10 protein-coding genes are annotated in these 12,243 nt (G+C 67.2%); 9 read left to right on the top strand and 1 reads right to left on the bottom strand.

Annotated features, from left to right (window positions below; genetic code table 11):
- Positions 1-128 precede the first annotated feature (128 nt).
- Both Q0K09_RS05315 and Q0K09_RS05310 read left to right on the top strand, forming a co-directional pair.
- Positions 129-3,824, top strand: coding sequence for a phosphoribosylformylglycinamidine synthase (locus Q0K09_RS05315; RefSeq protein WP_294473800.1), 3,696 nt, complete (start codon positions 129-131; stop codon positions 3,822-3,824).
- Between the two features lie 13 nt (positions 3,825-3,837).
- The gene (locus Q0K09_RS05310) at positions 3,838-4,329 is read left to right on the top strand and encodes a hypothetical protein (RefSeq protein WP_294473797.1); all 492 of its coding nucleotides are present in this window, start codon (positions 3,838-3,840) and stop codon (positions 4,327-4,329) included.
- Positions 4,330-4,490: 161 nt separating this feature from the next.
- Here Q0K09_RS05310 and Q0K09_RS05305 read toward each other — a convergent pair whose 3' ends face one another.
- Positions 4,491-5,120 (bottom strand): putative RNA methyltransferase, encoded by a 630-nt coding sequence (locus Q0K09_RS05305; protein WP_294473794.1) that lies wholly within the window; start codon positions 5,118-5,120, stop codon positions 4,491-4,493.
- 288 nt (positions 5,121-5,408) lie between these two features.
- On the opposite strand from Q0K09_RS05305, the gene Q0K09_RS05300 reads away from it, so the two are divergent.
- The 7 genes from Q0K09_RS05300 (at position 5,409) to Q0K09_RS05270 (ending at position 12,020) form a co-directional block, all read left to right on the top strand.
- Positions 5,409-6,629 carry an ABC transporter substrate-binding protein gene (locus Q0K09_RS05300; protein ID WP_294473791.1) on the top strand — a complete coding sequence of 407 codons (1,221 nt, stop codon included), beginning with the start codon at positions 5,409-5,411 and terminating at the stop codon, positions 6,627-6,629.
- 169 nt (positions 6,630-6,798) lie between these two features.
- The gene (locus Q0K09_RS05295) at positions 6,799-7,674 is read left to right on the top strand and encodes a branched-chain amino acid ABC transporter permease (RefSeq protein ID WP_294473787.1); all 876 of its coding nucleotides are present in this window, start codon (positions 6,799-6,801) and stop codon (positions 7,672-7,674) included.
- Between the two features lie 13 nt (positions 7,675-7,687).
- A complete protein-coding gene (locus Q0K09_RS05290) occupies positions 7,688-8,848 on the top strand; it encodes a branched-chain amino acid ABC transporter permease (protein ID WP_294473784.1) in 1,161 nt (386 codons plus the stop codon).
- Positions 8,845-9,693: an ABC transporter ATP-binding protein gene (locus tag Q0K09_RS05285; protein ID WP_294473781.1), complete on the top strand. Its 849-nt coding sequence runs from the start codon at positions 8,845-8,847 to the stop codon at positions 9,691-9,693. The genes Q0K09_RS05290 and Q0K09_RS05285 overlap by 4 nt, the downstream gene beginning before the upstream one ends.
- On the top strand, positions 9,680-10,375 hold the full coding sequence (locus tag Q0K09_RS05280) for an ABC transporter ATP-binding protein (protein ID WP_294473778.1): 696 nt from the start codon (positions 9,680-9,682) through the stop codon (positions 10,373-10,375). The genes Q0K09_RS05285 and Q0K09_RS05280 overlap by 14 nt, the downstream gene beginning before the upstream one ends.
- A 114-nt stretch (positions 10,376-10,489) precedes the next feature.
- Positions 10,490-11,374: a methylenetetrahydrofolate reductase [NAD(P)H] gene (gene metF, locus Q0K09_RS05275; protein ID WP_294473776.1), complete on the top strand. Its 885-nt coding sequence runs from the start codon at positions 10,490-10,492 to the stop codon at positions 11,372-11,374.
- Positions 11,367-12,020, top strand: a complete 654-nt coding sequence (locus Q0K09_RS05270; RefSeq protein ID WP_294473774.1) for a Vitamin B12 dependent methionine synthase activation subunit — start codon at positions 11,367-11,369, stop codon at positions 12,018-12,020. Before metF ends, Q0K09_RS05270 begins: the two co-directional genes overlap by 8 nt.
- Positions 12,021-12,243: the final 223 nt, after the last annotated feature.

Raw genomic sequence — 12,243 nt, 5'->3', positions numbered from 1 at the left:
TTCCTGCGAAAAAATTGCTTGCCAGCGGCCCAAAATCCCTCGCTGCTGGACACATCGCCAATTTTCAAACAAGCCCTAGCCGCTCCCGCTCCAACGGACAGAAAGAGAATGATAGGGAGGAATCCACCATGGGAGACGTGTTTCGCTGTTATGTGGAAAAAAGGCCCGGCTTTGACGGGGCGGCCCGGGCCCTGCGCCGGGAACTCACGGAGGTGCTGAGCGTGGCCGGCCTGGCCGGTGTGCGCATCCTCAACCGCTACGACGTGGAGGGGGTGAGCTCCGAGACCTACGCTGCCGCCCGGGACGCCATCTTTTCAGAACCCCAGGTAGACGCGGCCTATGACGAGGCCTACCCTGTCCCCGGCCGCCCCCACGCCCTCCTGGCGGTGGAGGCCCTGCCGGGACAGTTCGACCAGCGGGCCGACTCTGCGGCCCAGTGCATCCAGCTCATGACCGGGGGAGAGCGGCCCGCCGTCCGCTTCGCTGCCCTCTACCTGCTGGAGGGGGACCTCTCCCAGGAGGACTTGGGCCGAGTGCGCCGGTACCTCATCAACCCCGTGGAGGCCCGGGAGGCCGCCCTGGACAAGCCAGAAACCCTGGCCCAGACCTACCCCCTCCCCCAGGCGGTGGCGGTGGTGGAGGGCTTCCGGGATCTGGACGAGGCCGGACTTGCCGCCGCCCTGGCGGAGTACGGCCTGGCCATGGACTTAAACGACCTGAAATTTTTCCAGGACTACATGCGGGAGGAGGGCCGGGACCCCACCCTCACCGAGCTGCGGGTGGTGGACACCTACTGGTCCGACCACTGCCGCCACACCACCTTCTCCACCCACATCGACCATGTGGAGATTTTCTCCCCGGAGGCGGCTCGGGTCTACCGGGCCTATCAGGCCGCCCGGCGGGAGGTCTATGGGGAGGAGGAGGCCCAGCGCCGGCCCCAGACCCTCATGGACCTGGGCACCCTGGCGGCCAAGGCCCTGAAAAAGCGGGGGGGCCTCCGGGACCTGGATGAGAGCGAGGAGATCAACGCCTGCTCCGTGAAGGTCAAGGCTGTGGTGGACGGGCAGGAGGAGGACTGGCTCCTCATGTTCAAGAACGAGACCCACAACCACCCCACCGAGATTGAGCCCTTCGGCGGGGCGGCCACCTGCATCGGCGGCGCCATCCGGGACCCCCTCTCCGGCCGCTCCTACGTCTATCAGGCCATGCGCCTCACCGGCTGCGGAGACCCCAGGGCCCCCATCGCCGAGACCCTGGAGGGCAAGCTGCCCCAGCGGAAGCTCTGCACCACCGCCGCCGCAGGGTACTCCTCCTACGGCAACCAGATCGGCCTGGCCACCGGCCTGGTCAGCGAGATCTACCACCCCGGCTATGTGGCCAAGCACATGGAGGTGGGGGCCGTGGTGGGGGCCGCCCCGGCGGCCAACGTGGTCCGGGCCCGGCCCGCCCCCGGGGACCAGATCATCCTCCTGGGGGGACGCACCGGCCGGGACGGCATCGGCGGGGCCACCGGCTCCTCCAAGAGCCACGACCTGGGGAGCCTGGACAACATGGCCTCCGAGGTCCAGAAGGGCAACGCCCCCGAGGAGCGCAAGCTCCAGCGCCTCTTCCGAAACCCGGAGGTGACCCGGCTTATCAAGCGGTGCAACGACTTCGGGGCCGGCGGCGTGTCGGTGGCCATCGGGGAGCTGGCCGACGGCCTGGACATCGACCTGGACGCCGTACGGAAGAAGTACGACGGCCTGGACGGCACTGAGCTGGCCATCTCCGAGAGCCAAGAGCGCATGGCCGTGGTCACGGCGCCGGAGGATGTGGAGGCCTTCCTGTCCGCCGCCCGGGCGGAGAACCTGGAGGCCTATGTGGTGGCCCAGGTCACTGAGGAGCCCCGGATGGTGATGCGCTGGAACGGGGCGGTTATCTGCAGCCTCTCCCGGGACTTCCTCTCCTCCAACGGGGCGGTGAAGCACGCTAACGTGGTGATCCCCCCCTCGGAGCCCGGCGTCCCCTTCGCCGGCGGGAGCCTCCGGGACCTGTGCTCCGATTTGAACCTGGGCCTCCAGCGGGGGCTGGGAGAGCGGTTCGACGGCTCCATTGGGGCGGCCTCGGTGCTGATGCCCTTCGGCGGCCGGACCCAGTCCACCCCCACCCAGGTCATGGCCGCCCTCCTGCCGGTGGAGCCCGGCCGGGAGACCGATACCTGCTCCGTCATGTCCTGGGGCTTCCGGCCCCGGTGGATGGAAAAGGACCCCTTCCACGGCGCCGGCGTGTCGGTGGTGGACTCGGTGGCCAAGCTGGTGGCCGCCGGCTGCGACCCCAACCAGGTCTACCTCTCCTTCCAGGAGTACTTTGAAAAGCTCCGGGACGACCCCGTCCGCTGGGGCAGACCCTTTGCCGCCCTGCTGGGGGCCTTCCAGGCCCAGATGGGCCTGGGGGTAGCCGCCATCGGCGGCAAGGACTCCATGTCCGGCTCCTTCCTGGGCCTGGACGTGCCCCCCACCCTCATCTCCTTTGCCATTGCCCCGGAGAAGGCCGGGAACGTCCTCACCCCCGAGTTCAAGGGGCCGGGCCACCCGGTCTACCTCTTCCAGCCCCAGTACAGCGGGGACTACGGGGATTTGAAGGCCCTGTGGGAGGACTTCCACGGCCTATGCCGGAGCGGGACGGTCCTCTCGGCCTGGGCCGTCACCGCCGGAGGGGCCGCCGAGGCGGTGGTGAAGATGTCCTTCGGCAACCGGGTGGGCTTCACCTCCGACGCTCGGCTCCTGCGGGACCCCTTCTGGCTCACCACCCCCGGGGCCATTGTAGCCGAATGCGCCGGGGAGGTCCCCGGGGCCGTCCTCCTGGGCTACACCTCCAGCGAACCCATTGTCTCCCTGCCCTCCGACTGCGCCCCCATCCAGGAGCTGCTGGATCTGTGCGAGGGGGTGCTGGAGGGGGTCTACCCCACCCGGACGGAGGCCGCCGGAGAGGCCCCCGTGATTGCCTGGGAGGGCCGCTCCCCGGCGGTCTGCCAGACCAAGCGCGCCCGGCCCCGGGCGGTGATCCCCGTCTTCCCCGGCACCAACTGCGAATACGACACTGCTGCCGCCTGCCTCCGGGCGGGCATCCAGCCGGAGATTGTGGTGGTGCGGAACCTGACCCCCGAGGCCCTGGAGGCGTCGGCCCGGGACCTGGAGGAGGCCATCCGCGGGGCCCAGCTTGTGGTCCTCCCCGGCGGCTTCTCCGGCGGCGATGAGCCAGACGGCTCGGCCAAATTCATCTGCTCCCTCTTCCGCAACCCCCGCCTCACCGACGCCGTCCACGACCTGCTGCGGAGCCGGGACGGCCTGATGCTGGGCATCTGCAACGGCTTCCAGGCCTTGGTGAAGCTGGGGCTGGCGCCTTACGGCGAAATCCGGGAGATGGGCCCCGACTGCGCCACCCTGACCTTCAACGACATCGGCCGCCACCAGAGCCGGTACGTCACCACCCGGGTGGCCTCGGTGAACTCCCCCTGGATGCTCAAAAGCGCCGTGGGGGACCTCCACACCGTTCCTGTCTCCCACGGGGAGGGGAAGTTCGCGGCCCCGCCCGCCCTGCTGGAGTCCCTGCTCTCCCACGGCCAGATCGCTACTCAGTATGTGGACGCCCAGGGGGTCCCATCCCTGGACATTGCCGCCAATCCCAACGGCTCGGTCTGGGCCATCGAGGGTATCTTCTCCCCGGACGGCAGGGTCTTTGGCAAGATGGGCCACTCCGAGCGCCGGGGGCCCTATGTGGCCAAAAATATCCCCGGGGACAAGCTCCAGCCCATCTTCGAGAGCGGCGCGGCCTACTTCGCATAAGGGGGGAAGGACCATGGAGCCCGTACAGGCAGCCCTGGAGGCCCTCCAGACCCGCTACGCCGCCCTGCTGGAGGCGGTTGCGGAGGCCGAGGCCCAGACGGACCGGGCCGGCCTGATCGCCCACCTCTTCTCCGGCCACAGCTACCACCCCGGCCTGGACGAGGCGCTGAAGACCTACGGTCCCGCCCTGGACGGCGCCCTGGAGGCGCTGCTGGCCGCTCTGGCGGCTCTGCCCCCGGAGGAGGCGGCGGAGCCCGCCCGGCAGGCCCTGGAGCTGCTTCTCTTCTACCCGAAGCCCCGCCGGATGCCGGAGGAGATGGTGCTGGTGGCCTTTGAGGGGAAGGGGGAGGCCCTGCTGCCCTGGCTCCCGGCCCCGGTCCGGGCGGCCCTGGCCGACCGCTACCGCCTGCGGACCCCGCCCCGGCGGATGCTGCCCAACCAGAAGAAGCTCTGGAGGGCCCTGGGCGGGAAATCATGTCTGCTGAAGAAACCGCCTGGCGGTTGATTCGCGCGGCCGCCCCGGCCTCTTTCGTCAAGCAGAGGAGCGGGTCTGCGGACCCGCTCCTCTCAGCCTGTGGAACAGGGCCGGAGGCCCTGTTCCACAGGCTGACGAACTTTTTCGACGCAATCGAAAAAGGTTCCGGGTGAACCGAAAGGGGTCCTTTCCTATACCCGCCGGAAGACGTGGACCCGAAAGGCGGCGGTGACCCCCAGGCCCTCCAGAGCCTCCAGCCGCGCCGCGCCGGCCCTGGGGGTCTTCCAGCGGTAGGGGGTCATGGCGAAGAGGTCTCCCAGGGCGGCCCGGTCCAGGTCCATCCGGCCCTCCACCGGGACCACCTCCACATACCGGAAACCGGGGTAGGGGACCTCCTCCTCCCGGTTGAGGTAAGGCCGGTCGTAGAGGACCTCCTTGAGCTCCCACAGGTGCCGGGCCCCCGGCACCACATAGAGGAAGACGCCCCCGGGCCGGAGGACCCGGCAGAACTCCTCCAGGGCCAGAGGGGAGAAGCAGTCCAGCAGGAGGTCCACGGAGGCGTCCGCTACCGGGAGATGGTAGACCGAGGCTGCGGCGAACTCCACCTCCGGCGCACGCCGGGCGGCCCGGCGGAGGGAGGGGCGGGACAGGTCCACCCCCGCCGCCCGAAGGGCCCCGCCCGAGGCCCGGAGGGTCTCCGCCACCCCCTGGGTGTAGTAGCCCTCCCGGGCCCGGTCGAAGCTGTGGCCCCGGGGGCAGGTATAGGTCCGCGTCCTCTGCTCCAGGGGGGCGGCGCACAGGGGGCAGCAAAACAGGCTCACAGGCAGACCCTCCTTTGGCGTAAAACCCTCGATTTCCCTCTATTATATCCCACCCGTCAAGCCGCGCCCGGCCCTCCCTCTGCCGAAACTGCCCGTCCGGGCCCGAAGGACCGGCCGGGCTTTTGGTTTATCTCACAAAAAATTGCGCTTCGCTCCTCCAACAGGGCAAAAGCGTCTTGCTTTTTGGGGGAAGCATTGCTATAATAGAACAATAGTTGTGGACAATCGTTTTCCTCGCAGGGACATTGCCCGCACGCAAAAGGAATTGGATAAGGAGGATTTCGTCACATGAAAAAGTTTCTTGCGCTCGCACTCTCCGGCGCACTGGCCCTGACTGCTCTGGCCGGCTGCGGCGGCGGCTCTGCCGGAACCCCCGCGCCTGAGAGCACCACCTCCGGCGGCGCGGCCACCGGCGGCGAGAACACCGTCTACATCGGCGTGTTTGAGCCCGCCACCGGCGACTCCGGCGCCGGCGGCAAGCAGGAGATGCTGGGGATGCAGTACGCCAACTCCGAGACCCCCACCGTGGACATCGGCGGCACCACCTACAACGTACAGCTGGTCTATGCCGATAACGGCTCCGACCCCGCCAAGGCCCCCACCGCCGCCGCTGAACTGGTGGGCCAGGGCGTCTCCCTGGTGCTGGGCTCCTACGGCTCCGGCGTGTCCATCGCCGCCGGCCCCATTTTCGGCGACGCCGGCCTGGCCGCCATCGGCGTCACCTGCACCAATCCCCAGGTCACCGCCGGCAACGACTACTACTTCCGCATCTGCTTCCTGGACCCCTTCCAGGGCACCGTGCTGGCCAACTTCGCCACCGAGAAGTTCTCCGCCCAGAAGGCGTATCTGCTGGGTGAGCTGGGCAACGACTACGACCAGGGCCTGATGAACTACTTCGAGCAGGCCTTCACCGCCGCCGGCGGCACCGTGGTCAAGGACTCCTTCCCCCAGAACACCTCCGACTTCAGCACCTACCTCAACAAGGCCGCCTCTGAGGGCTGCGACGTCATCTTCTGCCCCGTGTCCATCGCCTACTCCACCCAGATCGTGAAGCTGGCCGCCGACACCGGCCTGACCATCCCCATCTTGGGCTCCGACACCCTGGACAGCAACATGGTCCTGGAGGCCGCCGCCGGCTCCGACGTGCAGCTCTACGTCTCCACCTTCTACCAGGAGGGCGGCTCCCCTGAGTTCGACGAGGGCATCAAGGCCTTCATCAACGGCGACTCCACCAACCTCACCAACAACGGCGGCAACGACACCATCGCGGCTGTCACCGCTATGGGCTACGACGCCTACTATGTGGCCCTGGAGGCCCTGAAGGCCGCCGGCTCCACCGATCCCGCCGCCGTAAAGGCCGCCCTGCCCAGCGTCACCTACACCGGCGTGTCCGGCGCCATCGCCTTCGACGAGATCGGCGACGCCATCCGGGACACCGCCTATATCAAGGTGGCCGACACTGCCAACGGCGTCTGGGCCCTGGAGACCGTCCAGACCGTTTCTGAGTAACCGTTTCTCGCGTGTCAGAAATGCCTGGCGGGGGACGCCCCCGCCAGGCGGTTTCTTATGTTCCGCAGGCCGGGACCGCCTCGAAAGCTGCCGTCCCACGGCCCTTTTCGAGACGGTCCTGCCCCCATTTTCCGGCAAACAGAAAGAAAAAAGAGAGGGAGGTATCCCTGTGCAGTACGCAGTCTCCATTCTGCTCTCCGGCGTATCCCTGGGCGGACAGTACGCCCTCATCGCCATCGGCTACACCATGGTCTATGGCATTCTGCGCCTCATCAACTTCGCCCACGGCGACGTGTTTATGGTGGCCGGCCTCATCATGGTCTACCTCAGCGCCGCCCTGCCCCTGCCGGTGGCCGCTCCCCTGATGATCATTCTCACTGTGGCCCTGGGCTTCCTCATTGAGCGGGCGGCCTACAAGCCCCTGCGCTCCGCCCCCCGAATGAGCGTCATGATCTCCGCCATCGGCGTGAGCTATCTCCTCCAGAACACCGCCACCTATGTCACCGGCGGCCTGCCCCAGATGTACCCCTCGCTGCCCTTCCTGTCGGAAAACATCACCATCCTGGGCACCAGCACCAAGTGGGTCACCATCGTCACCCCCTTCTTGGTGGTGGCCCTGGTCGTCGTCCTCACCCAGCTCATCAACCACACCAAGGTGGGCATGGCCATGCGGGCGGTGGCCAAGGACTTCGAGACCAGCCAGCTCATGGGCATCAAGATCAACTCGGTGATCTCCGTGACCTTCATCATCGGCTCCCTGCTGGCGGCGGTGGGCTCCATGCTCTACTTCACCAACTACTCCTCCATCGTGCCCCTCTCGGGCACCCTGCCCGGCCTGCGGGCCTTCGTGGCCGCCGTCTTCGGCGGCATCGGCTCCATCCCCGGGGCGGTGGTGGGGGCTTTCCTCATCGGCATCTGCGAGTCCATCATCAAGGGCTCCCCCTGGAGCATCTTCTCCGACGCCTTCACCTTCGCCCTGCTCATCGTCATCCTGGTGGTCAAGCCCACCGGCCTGTTCGGTGAGAAGGCCACGGACAAAGTTTAAGGGGGCGCGGAAGATGCTGCAACAGACAAAAAGCAAGAAGGGGCCCTTCCTGGCCCTGGTGCTGGCGGCGGCCCTGCTGATCCTCACCGTCGTGCTGGAGAACACCCTGAACCCCAACACCAACATCATGCTCTTCACCACCCTGAAAAAGGGGGCGGTCTACGCCCTGGTGGCGGTGTCCATGAACCTGCTCAACGGCTTTACCGGGCTCTTCTCCCTGGGCCAGGCGGGCTTCATGCTCCTGGGAGCCTACACCTACGCCATCTTCACCATCCCCGTGGCTGACCGGGAAAGCGTCTACTATATCTACAACGGCTCGGCGGTGAACTTCTCCCTGCCCGACCTCTTCGGCGGGGCGGATACCGTCCCCGGCCTCATCCTGGGGGTGCTCATCGCCCTGATTCTGGCCGGCTGCGTGGCCGCCGCCGTGGCTTGGCTCATCGGCCTGCCGGTGCTGCGGCTCAAGAGCGACTATCTGGCCATCGCCACTCTGGGCTTTGGCGAGATCATCCGGGCCATCTTCCAGTGGGACGCCCTGGGCCCCGTCACCAACGGCGCCAACGCTTTGAAGAACTTCCCCACCTTCTCCAGCTTCAACATCACCAACGCAAGCGGCCAGGTGGTGCTGCGGCTGTCCACCTTCGCGGCCTTCTTCATCGCGGCGGTGTGCATCGCCATCATCGTGCTGCTCATCAACTCCTCCTACGGCCGGGCCTTCAAGGCCATTCGGGAGGATGAAATTGCCGCCGAGGCCATGGGCATCAACCTGGCCAGGCACAAGCGGCTGTCCTTCTGCATCAGCTCCTTCTTCGCCGGGGTGGGGGGCGCCATGTTTGCCATGTTCGCCAACCAGGCCCAGGCCCGGACCTTCACCACCGCCATGACCTATGAGATCCTCCTCATCGTGGTCATCGGGGGCATCGGCTCGGTGTCCGGCTCCTGCATCGCCGCCTTCCTCTATGTGGCGGCCAGCGAGTGGTGGCTGCGCTTCCTGGACGCCGAGACCACCATCGGCGCCTTCAAGGTCCCCTTCCTCCGCAACGGCTTCCGCATGGTGGTCTTCTCCATCATCATCATGATCGTGGTGCTCTTCTTCCGCCGGGGCCTCATGGGGGACAAGGAGCTCTTTGACCTCTTCCGGCCCCGCCGGAAAAAGAAGGAGGCGTCGAAATGAGCGAGAACATCCTGCGCATGGAGGACGTCACCATGCAGTTCGGCGGCGTGGTGGCTATGAATAACCTCTCCCTGGAGGTCAACCGGGGGGAAATCGTGGCCCTCATCGGCCCCAACGGCGCCGGCAAGACCACGACCTTCAACTGCATCACCGGGGTCTATGAGCCCACCAACGGCCGGGTGTCCTTCCAGGGGCAGCCCATTGTGGAGAACTTCCCCCAGGGCAAAATGGCCAAGGCCTACGCCGGGGAGAACCAAGGGAAGTACACCCAGAAGATTTCTCCCACCCCCGACGCCATCACCCGGCTGGGCATCGCCCGGACCTTTCAGAACATCCGGCTCTTCTCCGCCCTCACGGTGTTTGAAAACGTCCTCATTGCCAAGCACATGCGGGCCAGGCAGAACTTCCTCTCCGCCACCTTCCGGCTCAACCGGGCCGAGGAGAGGCGGATGCGGGAGGAGTCCATGGCCCTCCTGGAGGAGCAGGGCCTCACCCACCTGAAGGACGAGGTGGCGGGGAGCCTGCCCTACGGCCTCCAGCGCCGGCTGGAGATCGCCCGGGCCCTGGCTACCGCCCCCAAGCTCCTCCTCCTGGACGAGCCGGCCGCCGGCATGAACCCCCAGGAGACCCAGGAGCTCACCGACTTCATTCAGAAAATCCGCCAGGAGTACAGCCTGACGGTCCTAATGATCGAGCACCACATGGACCTGGTCATGCAGATTTCCGACCGCATTTACGTTCTGGACTTTGGCAAGCTCATCGCCCAGGGCACGCCGGAGACGGTGCAGAACGACCCGAAGGTCATCGAAGCGTATTTGGGGGTGGCAGACGATGCTGAAGATTGAGGACCTGCGGGTCAATTACGGCGGCATCGAGGCCGTCAAGGGCATCTCGTTTGAGGTGCCGGAGGGCGAGATCGTCACCCTCATCGGGGCCAACGGCGCCGGAAAATCCACCACCCTGCGCACCATCGCCGGGCTGGTGAAGCCGGCGTCGGGCCGCATCACCTTCCAGGGGGAGGAGATCACCGGCCTCTCCCCGGACCGCATCGTCTCCAAGGGCATCACCCTGGTGCCTGAGGGGCGGCACGTCTTCCCCGACCTCACCGTGCTGGAGAACCTGAAGATCGGGGCCTATCTCCGCAGGGACAGCATCGAGGAGGATCTGAACAAGGTCTACAACCTCTTCCCCCGGCTCAAGGAGCGCTCCTGGCAGGCGGCAGGGACCCTCTCCGGCGGCGAGCAGCAGATGCTGGCCGTGGGCCGGGCCCTCATGTCCCGCCCCCGGGTGATGATGATGGACGAGCCCTCCCTGGGTCTGGCCCCCCTGGTGGTGAAGGGCATCTTCGACATCATCAAGGAGGTCAACCGCCAGGGCGTCACCATTCTGCTCATCGAGCAGAACGCCAACATGGCCCTCCACACCGCCAACACCGCCTATGTGCTGGAGACCGGCCGCCTCATCATGAGCGGTGCCGGCAAGGAGCTTCTGGCCAACGAGGATGTGAAGAAGGCCTACCTGGGCTGACGGATTCCCGACACAGCAAGCGGGCGGCATCCCTCCGGGGGCCGCCCGCTTTTCACACCGCGCCCGGCCCGCCGCCGCGCGGCTTCCCCAACCAACGACAAGGAGCGACTCACCATGAAAATTTCCGATCTACTTACCAAAGGGCGGGTCACCGTCTCCTGCGAGCTCTTTCCCCCCAAGACCGGCGCCGCCCTGGCCCGGGTGGAGGATGTGCTGCGGGACACCGCCGCCCTCGCCCCGGACTTCATCAGCGTCACCTACGGCGCGGGGGGCTCCACCTCCAAGCGGACCCTGGAGCTGGCCGCCCGGCTCCAGGACGTCTACCACGTCCCCACCCTGGCCCACCTGACCTGCGTGGCCTCCACGAAGGAGGAAATCACCCGGCGGGTGGAGGAGCTCCGGGCCGCCGGCATCAAGAGCCTCCTGGCCCTCCGGGGGGATATCCCCCAGGACGCCCCCTTTCCCGCCCCGGACCAGTTCCGCTACGCCAGTGAGCTCATCGCCCACATCCGGGGCCTGGAGGGGGGAGAGGCGCTGTGCATCGGGGCCGCCTGCTACCCCGAGGGCCATGTGGAGTGCCCCCACTTCTCCATGGATCTGGACCACCTCAAGCGGAAGGTGGACGCCGGGGCCGACTTCCTCACCACCCAGATGTTCTTTGACAACGACGTGCTCTACCGCTTCCTCTTCCGGGCCCTGGACCAGGGCATCACCGTGCCCATTGTGGCCGGCATCATGCCGATGACCAACGTCCAGCAGATCCGCCGCTCCTGCCAGCTCTCGGGGAGCGTCATGCCCCCCCGGCTCCAGGGCATCGCCGACCGCTTCGGCGACGACCCCGCCGCCATGCGCCAGGCCGGCATCGCCTACGCCACCGAGCAGATTCTGGACCTCATCGCCCACGGGGTGGAGCACATCCACATCTACACCATGAACAAGCCCGATGTGGCCGCCAAAATCATGGACAACCTCTCGGACATTCTGCGCCCCCATGGCTGAGCTCGATTGGAAGGAGGTCCGGCGCTATCTGGGCCTCGGCCCGGAGGCGGCGGACGCCGCGCTGGAGGCCCGGCTGCGGGACAGCGGGGCGGCGCTCACCGCCGCCGCCCGGCCCCGGTCGGTGTGGCGGCGCTTCCCCCTGGAGCTGGGGGAGGGGCGTGTCTTCTGCGCCGGCATGGACATCGCCAGCGCCCACCTGCGGCGGCATCTGGAGGGCTGCACCGGGGCCGTCCTCTTGGCCGCCACCCTGGGGGCCGAGACCGACCGCCTCCTGCGCCGGGCCGCTGTCACCGAAATGAGCCGGGCGGTGCTCCTCCAGGCCTGCGCCGCCGCCCTGCTGGAAGGTTACTGCGACCAGTGCTGCCAGGAGATTGGGGCCCAGGCGGCGGGGGAGGGGCTCTACCTCCGGCCCCGGTTCAGCCCCGGCTACGGGGACTTTTCCATTTCCTTTCAGCGCCCCCTGCTGGAGGCCCTGGAGGCCCCCAAGCGCATCGGCCTCGCCGCCACCGGGGCCATGATGCTTACCCCCACCAAGTCGGTCACCGCCGTGGTGGGCCTGAGCCCCGACCGTCGGTACGTCCGGCCCGGCGGCTGCGGGAACTGCGGGAGCTGTCCCCGGACCGGCTGCCCCTACCGGCTGGTGTGAGGGAGGCAAGCCCTGCCTGACAGCGAAATAGGCGCCCGGCGGCCAGAAAATCTGGCCGCCGGGCGTTTCGTCCGCTTGGAGTACTTAGGGCTTGTTTGAAAATTGGCGATGTGTCCAGCAGCGAGGGATTTTGGGCCGCTGGCAAACAATTTTTTCGCAGGAATCCTGGCGGATTTCAAGGAAAAATTGCGCCGTCCAGGGGACAAAAGACCCGCCGGTTGGG

The sequence above is a fragment of the uncultured Intestinimonas sp. genome, assembly GCF_944387725.1.
GTDB lineage: Bacteria > Bacillota > Clostridia > Oscillospirales > Oscillospiraceae > Intestinimonas.
This window is presented reverse-complemented; position numbering and strand designations above follow the sequence as displayed.